Raw genomic sequence first — 20,511 nt, 5'->3', positions numbered from 1 at the left:
CGGAGTCCGCGTTGGTGCTAATCTAGGCCTCGCAGTTCAGGCGATGAATGACCAGTGCGCCTGATTACATGCTCCGGACTCCGGAAAGGAGGGCTGGCAATTGTTGGATGCGTTTTCTGATGTGTTGCGTGTGATTCGGCTGTCTGGAGGGGTTTTTCTCGAGGCGGAATTCACTGCGCCCTGGTGCATCAAGGGAAGAATCTCTGCGGACGATTGCAAACCGTTCCTGGCGGCACCTCGACATATCATTGCGTCGCATTTTGTCGCCGCAGGGCATATGCAATTACAAGTCGACGGTGGTGCCGCCATCGACGTGCGGGCAGGCGAACTCGTTCTGCTTCCTCACAATGACGCTCATTCTTTTGGCAGCGATCTAAGCATTGCGCCCATGCCGGCAGGCGAAGTTATTCAGCCACCGGAAGTCGGCGCTATTTCACGAATCAAGTACGGCGGGGGCGGCGAGGTCACGCAACTATTGTGCGGATTCCTCGGCTCTGAAACCCCCTTCAGTCCGTTGCTTTCATCGCTGCCATCCTTATTGAAACTAGACTTGCGCGCGACGGCTTCGGGAGCCTGGATTGAAAGCTCATTCCGGTTCGCTGTCAGTGAGATTGCAGCGGGGCGCCTCGGCTCGACAACGGTCATCGCCAAGCTCTCCGAATTGCTCTTCGTCGAAGCCGTCAGCCAGTACGTCGCGAGCCTCCCCGCTGAGCGGCGCGGGTGGCTGGCGGGTTTGCGAGATCCGCATATCGGGCGCGCACTGGCGCTGCTCCATGCTCGTCCAACCGAGGGCTGGACTGCAGAAGCCCTGGCGCTTGAAGTGGGCATGTCGCGCTCGGTATTCGCGGAACGATTCACGGCATTGGTCGGACAGCCACCGATGCAATACCTGACGCTCTGGCGTATGCACGTAGCGGCTCAACACCTGCGCGAAGGTCGCGGTAATGTTGCGCAAATTGGTTTTGCAGTTGGCTATGAGTCCGAAGCTGCGTTCAGCCGCGCATTCAAACGCCAGTTCGGCACATCACCCGGTACTTGGCGTAGACAATCAGCGTGAGAAGTCCGGTGCGCGCGGATACAAAAACGGGCGCCACTCACAGGCTGTGTGAAAATGCATTCACCTTTTTGAAGTCTGCGTTGCTACGTAAAATCTGCGAATGCTTGGTTAATCAGCAGACCTGAAATTTGCGTAGGAGAGCGACTTTCGCTTCGGTTCTGACCGTCAAACCGACTCCAAGACGTTTTCACACAGCCTGGACCGATTGCTGCCTGTCACGAAGGGCTGCAATCGACGACCCAAAGCAGACGAATTCAAGTGCCGTTGTCGATTGAACTCTGATAAGGATTGAGCCTGCTAGCATTGAGTGTCAGAGAGCCTATAAGAGCACTGATGATGCAGATGATTAAAGTAGGAGCGAGCGGTTTGAATCAGCTCCGTGCGTCTTTGAGTCAAGCTGGATTGCCCTACGATGATGTGAGCGATCCCGGGCGGCAGTTCTACCGATTCGACGTGGATGGGAAATTGGTTGCTTATGGAGGGTTGGAGGGTAGTGGCCCCGATCTCCTGCTGCGCTCTATGGTCGTTTGCGAGGAGCATCGTGGAGCGGGACTGGGTACAGCGGTATTGTCGGAACTGGAGCAATACGCGGTCTCCCGAGGCGCAGCCCGACTGCATTTGTTGACCCAAAGCGCTGTTAATTTTTTCACGGCCAACGGGTACGAACTGCTTGATAGGGGTAAAGCGCCTGTCGCAATTACCCAGACAGCTCAGTTCAAGCATTTGTGCCCTTCGTCAGCAAGCTACCTGCGGAAAACTTTAAGCAGATCCCCTCTGCGCTGAGTGAGCCATCGAAACGTTTCTGGGTCATTGCTAGTGTTGGTAGCCAATGCCCGCTTTTGGCCGTTTCTGCCGATCAAGAAGGGCAGCTTGCGACTCAAAGTATCTTTTTCCTATTGTGGCGCTTTCAACTTGGTCGGGCGTTTAGGGCGAGGGCTGTAACGTTCTATCTCTCGAATGTACTCGCGCGCTTCGCGAAAATAGTAGCGCATCAAATGAATTCGCAGGTTCTGCCTTAGACGCCAATTACCGTATGCACCTGCGCAAAGAAAGAAAAAAAACAATACCACTTGGTTGGAGTTAGATAAAAATATAGCCAGACATATAAGTGCTACGCAGATTAGTTGATCAGGTGTATTAAGCCATCCGCTGTCTGTTCCTCGCGTGCTCAGCATACGAAGCGTCCACCGATAGAAGGCGAAAAAAAGTGCACTCAAGGAAAAGAACACGAACCCTATAATCCAGCTGCCTGATATAGGCGCAAAGCAGAGCTTAACCCCAAAGCCAGCAAAGATAATGCTTGCGATGAATAGCCCAAAGAGAGCGTCCCACTGTTGATCGGCGTGGCGATACAGCTGTCTTTTGATCTCGGCCCGGTGTATTTCATGATAGCGAGGGTTCATAGGCCTGACCTGGGTTATCTAGCCGGGAAACAAAAACTGCGCTTGTTTGCCAAGTGTATGGTAGGTAGCAGCTTTGTCCAGGCTGTGCTCCCTACCTGGGAAGAGGGGAAGGGATGGCCGCTTCTGGCCCAGGGTGTGTAAAAACGCCTTCCCGAACACTTGCTGTTCCGTTGGCCGCTGCTTGCAGAAAGCAGCCATTACTCACGCTCCCCTAATTCGCAAAATAGGAGCGCATCGTTCCCCAGTCCCGTAGCGTAGAATTTCCCAAACGCCAGCCCCCACCCGAGACGGAACCTCAATGCAAACCCCCACCACCCAACACCCCCTCTGGCAAACCTACCTCCTATTCCTGGCCCCCATGGTCCTCTCCAATTTCCTCCAGTCCATGTCGGGCACCATCAACAGCATCTACATCGGCCAAATGCTCGGCACCCAATCCCTCGCGGCGGTATCAGGCATGTTCCCCGTGGTGTTCTTCTTCATCGCCCTGGTCATCGGCCTTGGCGCTGGCGCTGGGGTGTTGATCGGCCAAGCCTGGGGCGCTCGGGAGTTGCATTTGGTGAAGGCTATCGCCGGTTCGACGTTGCTGTTGGGGGCGATGATCGGGTTGGTGGCGGCGGTGTTGGGCAGTGTGTTTGCCCGGCCGGCGTTGCAGGGTTTGGGCACGCCTGTGGATGTGCTGGACGATGCGGTGGCGTATGCCCATGTGATGATGTGGATCTTGCCGTCGCTGTTGGTGTTTGTGTTGTTCACGCAGTTGCTGCGTGGGGTGAGCGATACGGTGTCGCCGTTGTTGGCGCTGGTGGTGTCGACGTGTGTCGGGCTGGCGCTGACGCCGGCGTTGATTCTCGGGTGGTTGGGGTTGCCGCCGATGGGGATTCAGAGTGCGGCGTGGGCGGGGTTGGCGGGTAACTTGGCGGCGATGGGGTGGCTGGCGTGGCGGTTGATTCGCAAGGGGCATCCGTTGGCGCCGGATCGGGAGATGTTTGCCTCGATGCGGCTGGACATGGACATCCTCGGCAAGGTGTTGCGCATCGGGCTGCCGACCGGGTTGCAGATGGTGGTGCTGTCGTTGTCGGAGCTGGTGATTCTGGCGCTGGTGAATCAGCACGGTTCCCAGGCGACGGCGGCGTACGGGGCGGTGACGCAGATCGTCAATTACGTGCAGTTCCCGGCGCTGTCGATTGCGATCACGGCGTCGATTCTCGGTGCGCAGGCGATTGGGGCAGGGCGCATCGAGCGCATGGGGCCGATTTTGCGCACGGGGCTGTTGATCAACGTGTGCCTGACCGGTGGTTTGGTGGTGTTGGGTTACTTGCTGTCGCACTGGTTGCTGGGGTTGTTCCTCACGGATGATTCCACCCGGGCGATGGCCGAACACCTGTTGCACATCATGCTCTGGAGTCTGCTGGTGTTTGGCTTTCAGGCGATTGTCGGCGGCATCATGCGCGCCAGCGGCACGGTGTTGGTGCCGGTGGTGGTTACGATCGTTTGCGTGGTCGGGGTGCAGTTGCCGGTGGCGTATCTGCTGGATGCGCGCTTTGGGCTGCAAGGTGTGTGGATGGCGTTTCCGGTGGCCTATCTGGGCATGCTGATGCTGCAGACGCTGTATTACAAAATGGTCTGGCAGCATCAGAAGATTGAGCGGTTGGTGTAGGGCCTTCGTTTGAGTGCGAAATTGCACTCCACTTGACCACCTGTTTGCATTCGACCTGACCAATAATTTGCATCGCATCTGACCACCGGTTGCATGGGATTTGACCGTCATGCTTCGTAACCGTGATCGGCAGAGAATTGCGCATTGCAGCCCTTCTCGACAGGCAGCAATCGGCCAGAAGCGGACGTGTTGACGCTTGTTACTCTCATTGGAGGTTGTCAACCGACCACGACGCGGGGAAGCTACAGTGACGTTTACCATAAGGACATGCTGAAATGAACGCGCGAAAAATTTTAATCACAGGTGCTGCGGGCCGAATCGGCAGCGCTTTTTGGAAAGCGCATTACGATAAGTCAGATTTGCGTTTAGCCGACATAGATGTATCAACACTTCCGCAATCGGCACAACGTTTCGCTCTCGACATCAGCGTTCAAGCCAGTTGCCTTGAAGCTTGCGAAGGCATACATACAGTGATTCATCTAGCTGCTGACCCTCGCCCAGACGCCGATTTCATGACATCCCTGCTCCCTGTGAATATTGTGGGCACCTACAACATGCTATTCGCCGCAAAGGCTCAAGGCTGCGAGCGCTTTATATTTGCGAGCAGCGCTCAGGCTATCGAAGGTTATCCAGAGGATGTCCAGGTACATGAATGTATGGCACCTAAGCCAGGCAATCTATACGGGGTCAGCAAAGCGTTCGGGGAAGCTCTGGCTTCGATGTATGCAAACGATGGTCAAATGACAACAATCGCAGTCCGTATTGCAAACGTAGCTATATTTCACCAAGGGGAAAACCACAGTCACAGGGATGTAGCTGCTTTTATTAGTATCAGGGATGTTGTCGCACTACTTAGTAATTGCGTCGAGGCCGAGCTGAGCGGATTTCATGTTATCCACGGGGTCTCAGATAACAGATATAAGCGACTTTCTATCGAGAAGACCAGAAAAGTTGTGGGGTACGCTCCCTTTGATGATGGATTTGAGATTCTGGAAGGACACGCTCAACCTGACTGAACTACTTCATTAATTGTTGCCCCTTCGACTGTCCGCTTCGGGTTGTGGATTCAACCGATCGATGCAGATAACGAAAACTATGCATGTCAGTCGGAGTATCGGCTTTAATGTCGGTGCAGATTCACCTGCTCACGGCGCTGGATTTCTATAACTTGCGAGATGTGATGCACGCTATCGGTGGGTTTCAGGTTCTGAACCCCCTATCTAAATCAAGGAAGACAAACCCATTGAAAACAGCTCTCGGCGCCCTGCTTTTAACCTGTCTGACGACCAGCGCTCTCGCTGACGTCAACTCTGTCGGCTTCCAATCCTCCACCCTGCCGGACCCACACAATGAGCGTCCGCTGGAGATGGTCGTCTGGTATCCCAGTACAACGACCGTCACCCCACAGTTGATCGGCGACGATGTGGTGTTTGTCGGTGCTTCTGCGGTTCGCAACGCGCCACCCTCTGCTGGAGAGCACCCATTGGTGGTGCTCTCCCATGGATTCAGAGGCAATTGGAACAATCAGAACTGGTTGGCGAGTGCATTGGCCCATCAGGGTTACATTGTCGCAGCGGTCAACCACCCCGGCACCACGACCCATGATCGCAGCCCGCAAGCGGCGGCGCAGTTATGGCAGCGGCCCATTGACCTGCATCGGGCCATTGAGGCGGTCACCACTCAACCTGAAAAATTTGGCGTGGTCGCAAAGCGTCAAATTGCTGTAGTGGGCCATTCACTCGGCGGCTGGACTGCAATGGAGATCGCCGGTGCTCGTTTCGACCCGGCCCTGTTTGCCCGTGACTGCAAACTCCATCCGCAGTTATCCAGTTGCACCAATTATCAAAAGATCAACCCTGAGAGTACTCCGGCATTAAAGGCTGGTCTGGCCGGCGATTTGCGCGATCAACGCGTCACCGCTGTGGTTTCTTTGGACCTGGGACTCTCGCGCGGGATGACCGATGAGAGCCTTGCGGCACTGCCGGTGCCGGTGCTGGTTATCGCTGCCGGCGCACCATCGGTGGAACTGCCTGCTCAGTTGGAGTCCGCCAACCTGGCCACACGCCTGCCCCAAGCGTCCAGCCGCTATGTCGAGATCAGTGACGCCAGCCATTTCAGCTTCTTGCCGATTTGCAAACCAGGTGCAGTGGCATTGCTCGAAGAGGACATTCCTGGCGATGGCATCATTTGCGGGGATGGCGACAATGCTCGCCCGCGCGAGGTAATCCAACAGCAGGTTACGTCACTGATCACCGAGTTTTTGACGCAGTCCGCGAACAACAAAGTGGAGCTCTAGGGTTGCTGGCACTCAGCAACTCAGCAGACCTGAAATTTGCGTAGGAGCGCAATTTTTGTGTCGAATCCAGCCACCTATTACGATCAAAAACGTTTTTACACAGCCTCGGCCAAAAGCAGACATTCAAACGACAGCAATAGGCGAAAATTACCATTAGTGAAAGTGGGCTGTTCGATGAATTAGGTTCCAAGGCAATAGCTACTCTAACCTTACTAAACGAGTAGAACCTCATAAGCAGTAGGCAGCCGGTCAGACTTTCACGCAGAGTGGCGAACTCGGCTGGCATCTCTTGATGGCGGACACCCAAACTGGCGACTGTATTCCCGGCTGAATTGCGATGGGCTTTCGTAGCCCACTCGATAACAGGCACTCGCCACATCCAGCCCTTCACCCAGCAACAGACGGCGGGCTTCCTGCAGACGCAGTTGTTTCTGATACTGCAGTGGGCTCATCGCGGTCACTGCCTTGAAGCGATGATGCAACGTGGAGCTGCCCAAATTGGCGACCCGGGCAAGTTCTTCGATGCGTAAGGGCTGGGTGTAATGGTTATTCAGCCAGTCGATGGCCCGTGTCACACGTCGTGTTTGCGAATCACCGAGGGCAAGCTCATACAGCCGGCGTCCGTGCACGCCTCGCAGGAGGCGGTAATACAGCTCCCGCAGGGCGAGCGGCGCCAACATGCCGATGTCTTTCGGTGTTTCCAGCAACCGTACCAGCCGAAGCATTGTTTCCAGCAGGGGCACGTCGACCTTCTCAAGGAAAAGGCCAAGCTCCGGCTCGTCCGGGACGCCCGTCGCTGGCGCATCGGCGATGACCTGTGCAATTTCCGCGGCCTCGAAATCAAAGCGGATACACAGGTAGGGCGCCTCCGGGCTGGCCATCAGCACGCGCCCGGAAACCGGAAGTGTCACCGATACCACCAGATAACTCAGGGGGTCGTACAGGTAACGGTCGTCGCCCAGGCCGATTTCTTTTTGTCCTTGCACGATCAGGCAAAGGGCCGGCTTGTGGACGGTATGGATAAGCTCCGAAGGCGCGTCAAAACGAATGACATGCAGCGGCGCTATCGCGGTCTCATAGATCCCGGGCGTGGTAAAGCGTTGTGTCAGCAGGCGAACCAGTTCGTCACGGTAGATGGCCGTGTTTTGCAGGATGAAAGCATCGCTCTGTTCCATTTCAAGGCTCTCACAAGTGTTAATGCTGCCCGAGTCTTCCCCAGCAGACGATATTCACCCGACATCATCAAAGTGCTCATTGCCGATAGAGGATCATGCCGGCGTGATACAGCACGTCGTCATGAAAGTGCCCGTCAGCGGTGAAGCCGGTGTCGTCCCAGTACTGGATGTAGTCACCGACTATTTCGTACCGGCCTTGCCAGGCGCTCTTATTTTTACCACGGGCCTCGTCGTAACGCCCAGTGGTCAGAAGCTCGTGACGGATGAATCCATCAGCGGTGACCCACATGCCTGCGTAACGATGATCAGGCGTGGCTTGTTTGGCATTTTTCATCAGCTTTTCTCCTCGATGGCAGGCTTAGCCGATACGACCCAGGGCAGTGCGATTAGAGCCGTTTTCGGCAACGCGAAAACCCGGAGTGCGGTCACTGCCGCCTTCAGTCACGCGCATGCCGGGAGTGCGATCCGCACCGTCTGCAGCCAGGTACAGGCTGGTAGAAGAGAGGTTGACCGCGCAGGCAACCATCGCGCTGATCACCAGTGACAGGGAAAGCCGTTTTGCGTTTTTCATTGTTCAGTCCTCATTGACGTTGTTCATCTGAGTGGCCTGCCTTGGCCGGTGTCTGCGTCCGTTGCGTGTATTCAGATTACGTAGCCGAGCGCAGCGGTGTTAGGACGAAACTGCCGCAGATTTGCCTGATCCTCTCGCGTTTGCCGAGCATGTCCGGCAGCTCCTTCCTGCGGCGACTCACCCGGCCGTGACGGTCATACCGCCGTCTGCCATGACCACCGAACCGACCATGAAGCTGGCACGATCCGAGGCGATGAACGCGACCACTTCGGCGATTTCTTCCGGTTGTGCGGCGCGGCCGATCGGTGCGGCTTCGCCATGTTGGGCGAGAAATGCAGGGCCATCGTCGACCACATGGTTGAGGATGTTGGTCACCACATCTCCCACACCGACGGCATTGACGCGGATGCCGTGGCCAATGACCTCAAGCGCCAGGGTGCGCGTCAGTTGCGCAAGCGCGCCTTTAGAGGCGGTGTAGGCGGCAATGGTGGGGAAGGCGAAGTAGGAGGCGTAGGACGCGATGTTGACGATCGATCCGGATTTGTTGGGCATCATCGCTTTGACCGCTTCGCGGCTATGCAGGAATGCCGCCGTGGCGTTGACCGCTTGAATGCGCTCCCAGTCTTCGCGGGTCATGTCGATGACCAGCTTGTTGATGATGATGCCGGCGTTATTGACCAGAATGTCCAGCCGACCGAATTGCTCGACGGCCAAAGCGACCGCGCGCTCGGCGGCGCCGTCCTGAGTGATGTCGGCCACCAGTGGTACCAGGCCAGGGCGGGCCAGCGCTTGTACTTCAGGGTTTATATCTTCGGCGATGACCTTGGCCCCGCGGGCATGCAGCAGCAGTGCGATGGCCTGGCCAATACCGCTGGCCGCGCCAGTGACCAGAGCGACTTTATCTGCCACTTCGTTTGGGGTGCTGTTCTTGATATCGGTCATGATGTTCTCCAGCGTTGTGATCAAGTAGGGGATAAGCCGTGTCGGCGCCCGCAAGGCGCTTGTCATCGGCGACGGGCCTACTGTCTCGCAGCGAGGCGAAGACGGCTTTCGTAAGATTGCCCACGCTGTCGGGGTTTTGCGCCGAATATGAGTGAGGACGGTTCGGTGCTCGGTTCAGCAAGCGGGAAAAGCCCGATATCATCGATCCGGTCTCCATGGTGCGGAGTTCGGGCAAGCGTCTGGAGACCTGTCTGGCTTTGCACAGCGGAATATGAAAAGGACGAGTTCATGGCAAATACCGGGCGCACGTCCCAGGAACAGATGTCGACATCCTCTCGGGATTTGCGCATCACCGGTGAGTCGATGCGTGAATACCTGCCAGGCCAGCCGCAGGCGTTTCCACCGGGCCTGGAAATCAAGGATATTGTGATTCAGCTGTTTACCCATCGCAGCGTCATTGAGCCCATTCTCGTGCCTGCGGTGGTGGAACCGCTGCTTGTCCTGGTTCTGGCGGGGGCGGCCAGGGTGGAGGAGCGCGTGCCGGGTGGGGAGTGGGAGGCGGCAGAGGTCAGTGCCGGCGATTTTTTCCTCACCAGTTCTGATGAGCCGTATGAAATGCGCTGGCAGACCCATGGAGGCGATACCTTCGAAGTCATGCATCTTTATCTGGGATTACCGCTGATCGAGCAAGCGTCACGGGAGCTGTTGGGTGAGCATGCCAGGGCAGTTCGATTTCGCGATGTTTCCGGGGCACAGGACGGGCGCGTCACGTTTGTCATGGAGCAGCTGCGCACCGAACTGGTCGTGGAGCGCTCGCCCAGTGCTCTGTTCGTCCGGTCTCTGGCACAGGCGCTGGTCGTACACCTGGTGCGCAGCTATCTCGCCGAAAACCAGCCTGGGCGTCGGGTCAACGCCTTGCAAGCCTACAAGCTGCGCAAAGTCACTGACGCCATGAGTGCGGATCTGGGCGCTGAGTTCAGCCTGGCAAAGTTGGCCAGGCTTGCCGAGCTGAGCGAGTACCACTTCAGCCGCCTGTTCAAGCGTGCGACGGGGCTTTCGCCGTCGCAGTACTTCATTCGCTTGCGCATGGTTCGTGCACGGCACTTGTTGCTGGAGACCCGGCTTAGCGTCATCGACGTCGGGCTGGAGGTCGGCTACTCCAGCCCCAGTCACTTCTCCCAGGTATTTCGTCGCGAGATGGGCGTAACGCCCAGCGAGTTCCGTGGGGCGTAACTGACGTCGCTTCACGCCTTTTGCGAGCGCTTGATGCTCACAGACACGAATAGGCAAAAGTTGCGCAGGTTTCGGCACGCGTCGAGCAGGCCTGTGCCTTTAATCTTTTCGACGTACCCCGCAGCAACGCCCGCGTCTTCAACGGTCGGTGCTGAACTTCAATGCAGACAGCAGGAGCTACGGATATGTCGAACATTCAAAACAAAGTCGTCCTGATTACCGGTGCAAGCAGTGGTATTGGCGAAGCGGCGGCCAGATTGATCGCCGCCAAAGGTGCCCATGTGGTACTCGGCGCCCGCCGTACCGAACGCCTGGACAAACTTGTCAGCGAGATCCACGCCGAAGGTGGCTCAGCAAGTGCCTGCGCACTGGACGTTACGGATCTGCAATCCATGCACGCATTCGTGGCATTCGCCAAGACGCAACATGGCAAGGTCGATGTGATCATCAACAACGCAGGCGTGATGCCCCTGTCTCCTTTGACTTCGTTGAAGGTCAATGAGTGGAACCAGATGCTCGATGTCAACGTCCGCGGAGTGCTGCACGGTATTGCAGCCGTCTTGCCGGACATGGAGGCGCAAGGTTTCGGCCAGGTCATCAATATCTCCTCAATCGGCGGCCTCGCGGTTTCTCCGACAGCCGCGGTGTACTGCGCGACCAAATTTGCGGTCAGGGCTATCTCGGATGGTCTGCGCCAGGAAACGGACAAGATCCGTGTCACCGTGGTGTGCCCGGGCGTTGTCGAGTCTGAACTGGCCGATACGATTTCCGATGAGGTGGCCCGCGAGGAAATGAAGGCTTTCCGGCGGGTGGCGCTCAACGCCGACGCCATTGCGCGAGCGCTCGCCTATGCCATCGAGCAGCCTGACGATGTGGATGTGAGTGAGATTGTGGTTCGTCCGACCGCCAGCCCACACTGAGGAGTCTTGGGCGAAAGGCGTACCTTGGTTCGGAGGCAGTCGTCGATGAGCGTCTGCTCTCGTCCGATTGTTGCACATCAGGAATGACAGCTAATGGCCGGTTTCTGCCTCTGCTGACCGGCAGCTTTGGGCCGTTCTCTGCCGGTCATGGTCACGAAGCGTGATGGTCAATTCCGATGCAAATGACTGGTCAGGTCGAATGCAAATGGGTGGGCAAGTCTGTGCAATTACCCATTTGAGTATCAAACGCTGCTCTTGAGCCAGGTCTCGAAGCGCGTCGGCCCGATGATGGGGTGCTCTCCCGGCGTGAGCGAATGGTCATCGATGGGCGCGCCGAAGTAGGGGACCGTGTCGTCCGCTTGGGTCTGGCGCGGGTCGTGGGTGTGTTGCAAAAACAGGCGCACGAATTCCACCAGCGGCCAGCGCTCTGGCCCGGCCACTTCCAGGGTTTGATTGCTCGGTGCTTGCACGGCGACCTTCGCCAACGCCATCGCGACATCGACCGCGGCAATCGGTTGTAGCTCGGCGGAGGTCAGGCGGACGGTGTCGCCGTCCTGAGCGCCCGAGTGCGAAATCGCCCCGATGAACTCGAAAAACTGCGTGGCCCGCAGAATTGTGTAAGGAACGCCTGAGTCCTTGATGAGTGTTTCCTGGGCCATTTTCGCCCGGAAGTAACCGCTGTCTAGCATGCGCTCGGTGCCCACCACCGACAGGGCGATATGGTGTTTGACGCCGGCGGTTTTCTCGGCGGCGAGCAGGTTACGCCCGCTGGTTTCGAAGAATTCGAGTACGGCAGCGTCTTCGAAGGAGGGCGAGTTGGCTACGTCGACCACCACGTCGGCGCCTTGCAAGGCGGTTTGCAGTCCTTCGCCGGTGAGGGCGTTGACGCCGGTGCTCGGTGATGCGGCCAGGGTTTCATGCCCCAGGTCTTGCAGGTTTTTGCACAGGTGTCTGCCGATCAGCCCGGTACCGCCAATGACGACGATTTTCATGACGAGTCTCCTGATGCGATGTCAGTCCTGAGTATCGTGTTGGTGGACAGATCGAGGGGCTGACGTTGAATCCTGCAACCATTAAAGACCCGCAATGGAACTGCTTGGTGTTGTCCGATAGGTGGTTCGCTCAGACGACGATCGGGTCAACTTGAAAAAATGCAGAGATGCGCACAAAAAGACCGGAAAAACAGATTGGCGGGAATGTTATATTGCCAGCCTCTGCCCCAATGCCAGTCAGTCAAGGCGCGGGATCTGTGGGAGCGGGCTTGCTCGCGAAAGCGGTGTATCAGGCGACATCAATGTTGACTGTGCCGCCGTCTTCGCGAGCAAGCCCGCTCCCACATGGATTGCGCTTGACTGACTGGCATTGGGCATCTGCACCCATCATGTTTTGAAGTTCGAAGGCTTGTTTGAGGTTACTCAAGCGCCTTCCCAGCAGTCAGTTCAAATAACGCGCCGAGGATTGGGCGCAAGGCTTCGTTATGCATGGCAGGAGGCGTTACATGCGTTGTGTTCTTTCACTGCTGATCACGCTGGTCTGCGCCCAGGTGGCATGGGCCGAGCCCACGGCCGAGTTGTCGGAACCGGTGGGCGGCTGGCGCTATCACGGCCTGCTGGACCGTAGTGAAAACCCTCGAGTCGCCTATCCCACGCCGCCCATCGACCGGGGCGTGCAGCGCAATCGCACGATGATCGAAGGCCAGCTCAAGGCTCTCGGCACGTTGCGTCCGCCCCATAGCCTGGCGGTCAACGGCAATCCCCTGAATCTATACACCGACGACCAAGGGCGTTTTGCCCGGCCGTATGCGTTCGGCGCCGGCTCCAACAGCGTCGAAGTGCGCAGTTCCGAGGGCAAGTCGCTCAAGCGCGTTCAATTCTACGAAGCCAACAACCTGCGCACGCCGGCACGAATTCGCGTGGTGCTGGGTTGGGACGATCCCAAGGCCGAACTCGACCTGCACATCATTACCCCCGACGGCCAGCATGCGTTCTGGGCTCGCCCGGCAATGAGCAATGGCGGCGGCCTGGACCCGGACGGGGTCGATGGTCCCGGTCCGGAAATGTTCACCATGACCGCGCCGATGCATGGCACTTATCTGGTTTACGTGAACTATTGGGGCAACTTCGGCAGCGGCGGCTATAACTTCGATGAGACCAGCAACCAGAACGAGGTGATCACCTCGCAAATCAATCTGGTGCTCAACGAAAACACCGTCGACGAAAAACGCGAGACCTTCATCGTGCCTTTGCGAGCGATCGGCGACCTGCTGCTGGTCAAGACTTTCAACTATTAAACATCCCGCACCACGGATGAATTGGGTTTGTGAACATGAGTGATAACACTATTTTACCGGCCGCTTCCCCGGCCGCTGCCGCACCTGTGGCCAACACGTCCCGTCGCTGGCCGGCAGTGGTGATCGGGCTATGCCTGGTGGCCGGCGTGGCGGGCGGGTTGGGGTGGTTCCTGAACAAACCCAAGGCTCCGCCTGCGGAACTGGCCAGTGACAAACTGGGCATGGGCCGGCCGGACGGTCTGCTCGAAACCCACTCCCTGAGCCAGCTGCCAAAGGATCTGCTGGCGGTGCCGTTTCTCAAGGAAACCCTGACCGAAGATTTCGTCTTCTATTACCAAGCCCACGCCGACCGCCTCGGTTTGATCGGCAGTCTGCGGCGGATCATTTACGAGCATGACCTGAAGTTGCAGGACAGCCTGATCGAGCAGCTGTTCGATCAACCGGCGGACGTGGCGCTGTGGCGCGGTGCGGATGGGCGTCTGAAGGATTTCCTGTTGGTGATGGATCGCGGCGGGCTGGCCAAGGTGCTGGAGCCGCTGGCGAAAGTGGCGCTGGATGATACGCAGCTGAGCAAGCTGGCTGAAATCAAGGTCGCCGGCGATGTGGTGCCGCTTTATCAACTCACCTACAACAACAGCAAAGCGCTGCTGTTCGCCTCTCATGGCGACAAACTGGTGGTGCTGTCCAACCCGGCCAAGCTTTATGAAGCCGGCCACGGTCCAGTCGAAGAACCCGGCATGGTCTCGACCGAATCGCTGGAAGCACTGCTCAGCGGCCAGAAACTGTTCCCCGAAGCCTTCGGCCTGCAACCCCGCGCGCCTGAAGTGAAGCAACGCCTCTCGGTCAACTCCAGCGTCCTTGCCATGGGTTACCAGCGCTTCATCCCGAATTTCGCCGGCCTGCGTTTCGACATGGACGAGAAGGGCTGGCACAGCTTCCTCGCCATGGACGAACTGGAAAACCAGCCAGACTTCGACTTCAAACCGATCTGGCAGGCCATGCCGATGGGCGCCAGTGCCTGCGTGACCTTGCCGCTGGCCGCCGAGCAACAGAAACCGCTGCTGGTGAAACTCGGCGCCGACGACGCCGTGGCCCAAGCCCTGACCGAACACATGGCCGGTGCCGCCGGCCTGTGCTGGTACGCCGATTCGCGGCTGTACACGCCGCTGCTGGTGGCCAGCCTGAATGACGATGACAGTGCCAAACTCGACGGCGACCTGGGCAACCTGTTCGGCTCGATGGTCGGCGCCTACGAGGGCAACGTCGCCGAGCACGCGTTCCCGGTGGTCGAGAAACAGGAAGGCCAGACCCACCAGTGGCAGCGCCAGGTCAGCTCCAACTTCGGTCCCTATAAAGCCAAGGATGCCGAGCAACCGGACGCGATCACCGGCAAAGCCTTTATGCGCGTAAGCCTGGCGCGCCACGGTTCGACGCTGCTGTTCTCCCTTGACGACAAACTGGTCGACAAAGCCCTTGGCACCCTCGACAAACGCTTCCCGCCCATGGCTGACGTCGTGCCGAAAGACCTGCTGATGCCGATCTATTTCGGCCCGGACTCCATGGCGCAACTGATGCAACAGGAAACTCTCGACAGCCTGCCGCAAGACATGGAGCCGGTGTTCTACAACGCCGCGCAAACCTACCTGATCCCGAAACTGCGCACCCTCGGCGGCTATGGCAAATATGCCCTGACCTTGCCTAAAGGCAGCGAGCCCGACGGTCACTGGCAGTGGCTGCCGCTGGAGTGGAAAGCCCTGTGACCGCACTCATCCGAGGCCTCGGCCTGCTGGCGTTGTTGCTGGGGACTCGCACCTTTGCCAGCGAAGCCCCGGCGCTCGACCCGCAGCAATCCCAGGTATTCCGCGCCTGGTTCGTGCGCATCGCCCAGGAACAACTGACCCAAGGCCCGAGCCCGCGCTGGTATCAGCAGGACTGCGCCGGGCTGGTGCGGTTTGCCGCCAACGAAGCGCTGAAAGTCCATGACGATAAATGGCTGCGCAGCAATGGCTTGTCCAATCGCTACCTGCCGCCCGAACTGCAACTGAGCGACGCCCAACGCGGCCTCGCCCAGCAATGGCAGCAGGGCGGTGGCAAGGTCGGGCCTTACGTCAACGCGATCAAACTGATTCAGTTCAACAGTCATCTGGTCGGTCGCGATGTGGCCCAGGCCCGGCCCGGCGACCTGATGTTTTTCGATCAGGGCGACGACCAGCACCTGATGATCTGGATGGGCCGCTTCATCGCCTATCACACCGGCACTACTACCCCCACTGACAACGGCATGCGCTCCGCAAGCCTGCAACAACTCATGACATGGAAGGACACCCGATGGATACCCGACGCAGCCAACCCCAACTTCATCGGCGTCTATCGACTGAACTTCCTCTCCCAATGATCGGTGCCCGCATGCTGCGCATTTGCTCTCGAATTCCATTGCTGCTGGCCCTTCTGGCGCCTTTAGCCACGGTCAACGCCGAAGACACCGTCGAGCCAAGCGGCTACACGCCGGTGGCCGGTGAAAGCTTTTTCCTGCTGGCCGACAGCAGTTTCGCCAGCGACGAACAGGCGATGGTTCGCCTCGAAGCGCCGGGCCGCGATTACCGCCGGTTCCGCATGGAACCTTACGGCGGTGCGGACATTCGCGTGTATCGCATCGACAAGCCGCTGGATTTCCTCAAGCGCCAGAAGAACCTGCACCGCGTGGTCAGTGACGGCCAGTTCAAGGGCGAAGGCCTGTCGAACACCCTCGCGTACCTGTGGGACAACTGGTACCGCAAATCCCGTCGGGTGATGCAACGGGCGTTTTCCTACGAGTCGCGTAAACAAGTCACCGAGGAAGTGCCGGAACTGAAGATGGGCACCGCCATCGCCGCGCCAACGCCTTACGACGCACAGCCACAATTCGCGTTGATTCCGGGCCTGCCGGTGGTCAGCCAATTCCGTTATCCGCTGTGGCAAGCCAAACCGATCCAGCCGCCTGAAGGCGTGAACCTGGCCGGTTCTTCCAGCGAGTTCGTCAGTGTCTCGCCGGGCAATGTGTACATCCCGTTGGGCAACCTGAAGCCGGGCCTGTATCTGGTGGAAGCACTGGTCGGCAAATACCGCGCGACCACCATGGTTTTCGTTTCCAACACCGTGGCCGTGAGCAAGATTGCTGGCGATGAATTGCTGGTGTGGGCCGCGCGCAAACACGAAGGCAGTTCGGTGCCAAAAGTGAATGTGCTGTGGACCGACGGCCTGGGCGTGATGAGCAGCGGCGCGACTGATGCCGACGGCTTGCTGCGCCTGAAGCACGTCAGCCCGGAGCGTTCGTTCGTGATCGGCGAGGACGAAGAGGGCGGGGTGTTCGTCTCCGAGAACTTCTATTACGACAGCGAAATCTACGACACCAAACTCTATGCGTTCACCGACCGGCCTCTATATCGGCCGGGGGATTGGGTGTCGCTGAAAATCGTCGGTCGCGAGTTCAAGAATGCGCGGGATTCCGTGACACCGACCGCTGCCGACGTCAATGTCACCGTGCTCGATGCCACGGGCACGGCGCTGCAATCGTTGGCGCTGAAGCTTGATTCCAAGGCCGGTACTCAGGGCCGTTTCCAGTTGCCGGACAACGCCGTGGCTGGCGGCTATGAGCTGCGTTTCAGCTACAAGGATCAGGCCTACAGCAGCGCCTTCCGTGTTGCCGAATACATCAAGCCGCACTTCGAAATATCCATGAACCTGGCCAAGCAGGATTACCGCACCGGCGAACCGGTGAAGGGCAGTCTGGTGCTGTTGTACCCGGACGGCAAACCGGTGGCCAACGCCAAGTTGAGCCTGAGCCTGCGCGCCCAGCAATTGTCGATGGTCGACAACGAGCTGCAATACCTCGGGCAATTCCCGGTGGAGCTGACCAGCGCCGAACTGACCACCGACGCCAAGGGCAACGCCAGCCTCGACCTGCCGGCCGCCGAGAAACCGAGCCGCTACATGCTCACCGTGTTCGCCAGCGATGGCGCGGCGTATCGGGTCAAGACCACCAAGGAAATCCTCATCGATCGCGGTGCCGCGAGTTTCCGCCTGAGCGCGCCGCAGCGGTTCAGCGCGGTGGGCGGTAAGGTTGCCTTCAACTATGCCAACGAAGGTGGCAGCGAGCAGAGCAAAGCGGTCAACCCGAGCAGCTACAGCTGGGTGCGACTGGAGGATCAAACCACTGGCGAAGGTAAACTCACCGCCAAAGATAAAGGCTTCACCCTGGCCTTCGACCGTCCGGGCACTTACAACCTGACGCTGAAAGATGATCATGGCCGCGTGCTTGGCGCGACCGGTCATTCGGTCACCGGCGATGGCGTTAAAGCCGTGCCCGGCACCGTGGAAATCGTCCTCGATAAACCCGAGTACAAGGCCGGCGACGAAGCCCTCGCGTTGATCACTTTCCCCGAGCCGATTATCGATGCGCTGTTGTCGCTGGAACGCGACAAGGTCGAGGCCACGGCGCTGCTGTCCAAGGGCAGCGATTGGCTGAAGATGGAAAAAATCAGCGACACCCAGTACCGCGCGCGCATCCTGGTGAAGGACACCTTCGCGCCGAACCTGACGTTCTCGGTTCTTTACACCAAGGGTGGCCAATACAGCTTCCAGAACGCCGGGATCAAGGTGATCGCGCCGCAAATCGATGTGGCGATCACCACCGACAAAGAGGCGTATCAACCAGGGGATACGGTTACCGTCGATCTCGCTACGCAGTTCGCCGGCAAAGCCATTCCGGCGCACCTGACGGTCAGTGTCGTGGACGAGATGGTCTACGCCCTGCAACCGGAAGTCGCGCCGACCATCGACCAGTTCTTCTACCACCCACGCCGCAACAACGTGCGCACCAGCGCCAGTTTGTCGTTCATCAGCTACGACGTGGCATTGCCGGGCAGCCCAGGCGCGCCGGGCAAAGCCAACCGCAGCGAACGTGGCGTGAAAGTGCTGGAGCGGCCGCGTCGCGAAGACGTCGACACCGCCGCGTGGCAGCCTGAATTGATCACCGATGCGAATGGCAAAACCCGCTTCACCTTCAAAATGCCGGACTCGCTGACCCGCTGGCGCATCACCGCCCGGGCCATTGCCGATGACGGCCAGGTCGGGCAGAAGAAGCAGTTCGTGCGCTCGGAAAAACCGCTGTACCTGAAGTGGAGCGGCCCGACCAAGTTCCGCAACAGCGACAAACCGGACCTCGGTGTGTTCGCTTTCAGCCAGGCCGAGAAGCCGGTCAAGGCTGAGCTGGTGATTCATTACGCGGGCGCCGAGCAACGGGTGCCGGTCACGTTGAACAACGGCATCAACTACATCGCCTTGCCCGCGTTCACAGTGGCCAATGGCGAGTGGACCGCCGAGCTGGTGCAGGACGGCAAAACCGCTGATGCCCTGGCCGTGCGCCTGACCGCGACCGGCGAAGGCTGGCAGGTGACTCAAAGCCAAAGCCTGGACGTGGCCAGCGGTGATACGCCGTTGACCTTGCCCGCGGACGCCACGGATATTCGCCTGCGTCTGGATGACAGCCCGCAAGCGCTGTTCCGTTCGGCCCTCGATGATCTGCTGAGCTATCCGTATGGCGGCGTTGAACAGACCGCCAGCCGTTTGCTGCCATTGAGCATCGCTTATCCGACCTTATCGTCGAACCCGCAGATCCGCGATCGCTTGCGTTTGATCATGCAGAACAGCCGCCTGCGGCTGGTACAAATGGCCGGCCCGTCGGCGAGCTTCACCTGGTGGGGCTTTGACGGTGAGCCGGATGCGTTCCTCACCGCCTATGCCTATTACGCCGACTGGCACGCCAGCAAAGCGCTGGAACTGAACCTGCCGCCGGAGCATTGGCAGCGGGTGCTGGAGGTGTACGCCAAGCAGTCGCAGAACACGCCGCTGTTGCAGCGGGCACTGATTCTGTCGTTTGCCAAGCAGATGCAATTGCCGGTGAACACGCTGCTCAGCGGTTTGATCGACGATTTGGTGAAAGCCGGCGAGGGTCATGGGGCGAGCGTGATGGACGACGGCGAAGAGAGCCTGGTCATGAACGATCCGGACTCGGCATTGGGGCTGGCCAGTGCTCGGCTGTTGACCGCATCGTTGGCGCGTCAGGCCAAGGTCAATCTGCCGGAGGCGTTCAATCGTCAACTGGACGCTGCGCAACAACAAGTGGCCGCCAGTTCCCAGCCATTTGTCGAAGCCTTGAACCTGTCGCTGCAAGCCTTTGATCAGGCTCACGCGCAAGCGCTGTTGCAACGCCTGTTGCCACAGCAATCGACCCTGGAACGCGCCTTGGCGCTGACCTGGCTGCAACGCAGCATCGAACAGGCTTCACCTACCATCGCACTGGCACCGGGCGAAGGCTGGAAGAAAAAGTACGGTGATACCGGTGAGATGTATTGGACGTGGCAGGGGGCTGCAACCGTGCCTGCAACGTTGTCGCTGAGCGGGACGCAAGAACGTCCGCTTCGTGCTGCGTTGAGCTTCCAGAGCAAGCAACCGCCGGTGGACCCGATGGCCGTGACCATCACTCGTCGTCTGTCGCGTCTGGTGCCGGGTGACGAAGCGTTCGAATTCAAACTCGAAGCCGTCGGCACCAAACCGTTGTCCAGCGACAGCCTGTACCTGGACGAAGTGATCATCACCAGCAAAGCCGCAAAACCGCTGCGCTACGGCATGCTCGAAGTGCCGCTGCCACCGGGTGCGGACGTCGAGCGCACCACGTGGGGCATCAAGCTGATGGGTAAGGCAGGCACCGAGCCGACTTCGCTGGAGAAAGCCCGCTTCGAACCGGGGCAAATGGCCTACGCGATCCCGGTGGATGCCTTGAGCGGTGAATTGCGCCTGCGTCATCTGGTGCGTTTCTCGCAAAAGGGTCAGTTCAACCTGCCGCCGGTGCGTTTCACCCAGGTCTATGCGCCACAGCATCAGGCTCAGGAACAGAAACCGGCGCTCGGCCAGGTCACGGTTCACTGAC

The 20,511-nt window shown here is 58.8% G+C and carries 16 protein-coding genes; 11 read left to right on the top strand and 5 right to left on the bottom strand.

Annotated elements, in window-relative coordinates; translation table 11 throughout:
* Positions 1 to 100: 100 nt before the first annotated feature.
* The 5 genes from PMI36_RS07895 to PMI36_RS07910 all read left to right on the top strand — a co-directional run bounded on the left by PMI36_RS07895 (position 101) and on the right by PMI36_RS07910 (position 6,413).
* Entirely contained in the window at positions 101 to 1,057 is a 957-nt protein-coding gene (locus tag PMI36_RS07895; RefSeq protein ID WP_008074027.1) for an AraC family transcriptional regulator, read from the top strand.
* Between the two features lie 333 nt (positions 1,058 to 1,390).
* Positions 1,391 to 1,840, top strand: coding sequence for an arsenic resistance N-acetyltransferase ArsN2 (gene arsN2, locus PMI36_RS0129800; RefSeq protein WP_238543592.1), 450 nt, complete (start codon positions 1,391 to 1,393; stop codon positions 1,838 to 1,840).
* A gap of 918 nt (positions 1,841 to 2,758) precedes the next feature.
* Positions 2,759 to 4,117 (top strand): MATE family efflux transporter, encoded by a 1,359-nt coding sequence (locus PMI36_RS07900; RefSeq protein ID WP_008074014.1) that lies wholly within the window; start codon positions 2,759 to 2,761, stop codon positions 4,115 to 4,117.
* A gap of 275 nt (positions 4,118 to 4,392) precedes the next feature.
* Positions 4,393 to 5,133, top strand: coding sequence for an NAD-dependent epimerase/dehydratase family protein (locus tag PMI36_RS07905; RefSeq protein WP_008047277.1), 741 nt, complete (start codon positions 4,393 to 4,395; stop codon positions 5,131 to 5,133).
* A gap of 227 nt (positions 5,134 to 5,360) precedes the next feature.
* Positions 5,361 to 6,413: an alpha/beta hydrolase family protein gene (locus tag PMI36_RS07910; protein ID WP_032830567.1), complete on the top strand. Its 1,053-nt coding sequence runs from the start codon at positions 5,361 to 5,363 to the stop codon at positions 6,411 to 6,413.
* Between the two features lie 257 nt (positions 6,414 to 6,670).
* On the opposite strand, the gene PMI36_RS07915 is transcribed toward PMI36_RS07910, so the two are convergent.
* The 4 genes from PMI36_RS07915 to PMI36_RS07930 form a co-directional block, all read right to left on the bottom strand.
* Positions 6,671 to 7,588 (bottom strand): AraC family transcriptional regulator, encoded by a 918-nt coding sequence (locus PMI36_RS07915; protein ID WP_008074009.1) that lies wholly within the window; start codon positions 7,586 to 7,588, stop codon positions 6,671 to 6,673.
* A gap of 76 nt (positions 7,589 to 7,664) precedes the next feature.
* The gene (locus PMI36_RS07920) at positions 7,665 to 7,922 is read right to left on the bottom strand and encodes an Atu4866 domain-containing protein (protein ID WP_008074006.1); all 258 of its coding nucleotides are present in this window, start codon (positions 7,920 to 7,922) and stop codon (positions 7,665 to 7,667) included.
* A 24-nt stretch (positions 7,923 to 7,946) separates the two neighbouring features.
* Positions 7,947 to 8,159, bottom strand: a complete 213-nt coding sequence (locus PMI36_RS07925) for a hypothetical protein (protein WP_008074004.1) — start codon at positions 8,157 to 8,159, stop codon at positions 7,947 to 7,949.
* Positions 8,160 to 8,336: 177 nt separating this feature from the next.
* A complete protein-coding gene (locus tag PMI36_RS07930) occupies positions 8,337 to 9,101 on the bottom strand; it encodes an SDR family NAD(P)-dependent oxidoreductase (protein WP_008074002.1) in 765 nt (254 codons plus the stop codon).
* Positions 9,102 to 9,389: 288 nt separating this feature from the next.
* On the opposite strand from PMI36_RS07930, the gene PMI36_RS07935 reads away from it, so the two are divergent.
* Both PMI36_RS07935 and PMI36_RS07940 read left to right on the top strand, forming a co-directional pair.
* Positions 9,390 to 10,334 carry a helix-turn-helix domain-containing protein gene (locus PMI36_RS07935; protein ID WP_008073998.1) on the top strand — a complete coding sequence of 315 codons (945 nt, stop codon included), beginning with the start codon at positions 9,390 to 9,392 and terminating at the stop codon, positions 10,332 to 10,334.
* A 185-nt stretch (positions 10,335 to 10,519) separates the two neighbouring features.
* Complete coding sequence (locus PMI36_RS07940) at positions 10,520 to 11,254, top strand: SDR family oxidoreductase (protein WP_008073996.1); 735 nt, start codon at positions 10,520 to 10,522, stop codon at positions 11,252 to 11,254.
* Between the two features lie 242 nt (positions 11,255 to 11,496).
* Here PMI36_RS07940 and PMI36_RS07945 read toward each other — a convergent pair whose 3' ends face one another.
* On the bottom strand, positions 11,497 to 12,246 hold the full coding sequence (locus PMI36_RS07945) for an SDR family oxidoreductase (protein ID WP_008073994.1): 750 nt from the start codon (positions 12,244 to 12,246) through the stop codon (positions 11,497 to 11,499).
* 506 nt (positions 12,247 to 12,752) lie between these two features.
* Between PMI36_RS07945 and PMI36_RS07950 the strand changes: the two genes are divergently transcribed.
* Genes PMI36_RS07950 through PMI36_RS07965 form a run of 4 tightly spaced genes read left to right on the top strand, consistent with a single transcriptional unit; the run spans position 12,753 to position 20,510 of the window.
* Positions 12,753 to 13,544: a YfaP family protein gene (locus tag PMI36_RS07950; protein WP_008008415.1), complete on the top strand. Its 792-nt coding sequence runs from the start codon at positions 12,753 to 12,755 to the stop codon at positions 13,542 to 13,544.
* A gap of 35 nt (positions 13,545 to 13,579) precedes the next feature.
* Positions 13,580 to 15,304 (top strand): DUF2138 domain-containing protein, encoded by a 1,725-nt coding sequence (locus PMI36_RS07955; protein WP_008073991.1) that lies wholly within the window; start codon positions 13,580 to 13,582, stop codon positions 15,302 to 15,304.
* A complete protein-coding gene (locus PMI36_RS07960) occupies positions 15,301 to 15,939 on the top strand; it encodes a DUF1175 domain-containing protein (RefSeq protein ID WP_008008411.1) in 639 nt (212 codons plus the stop codon). Before PMI36_RS07955 ends, PMI36_RS07960 begins: the two co-directional genes overlap by 4 nt.
* On the top strand, positions 15,936 to 20,510 hold the full coding sequence (locus PMI36_RS07965) for an alpha-2-macroglobulin family protein (protein ID WP_008073990.1): 4,575 nt from the start codon (positions 15,936 to 15,938) through the stop codon (positions 20,508 to 20,510). The genes PMI36_RS07960 and PMI36_RS07965 overlap by 4 nt, the downstream gene beginning before the upstream one ends.
* Position 20,511 lies beyond the last annotated feature (1 nt).

The organism is Pseudomonas sp. GM79 (assembly GCF_000282495.1).
In the GTDB taxonomy this organism is placed as follows: domain Bacteria; phylum Pseudomonadota; class Gammaproteobacteria; order Pseudomonadales; family Pseudomonadaceae; genus Aquipseudomonas.
The sequence above is the reverse complement of the archived record's forward strand: the minus strand, read 5'-3'. Positions and strand labels throughout refer to the sequence as shown.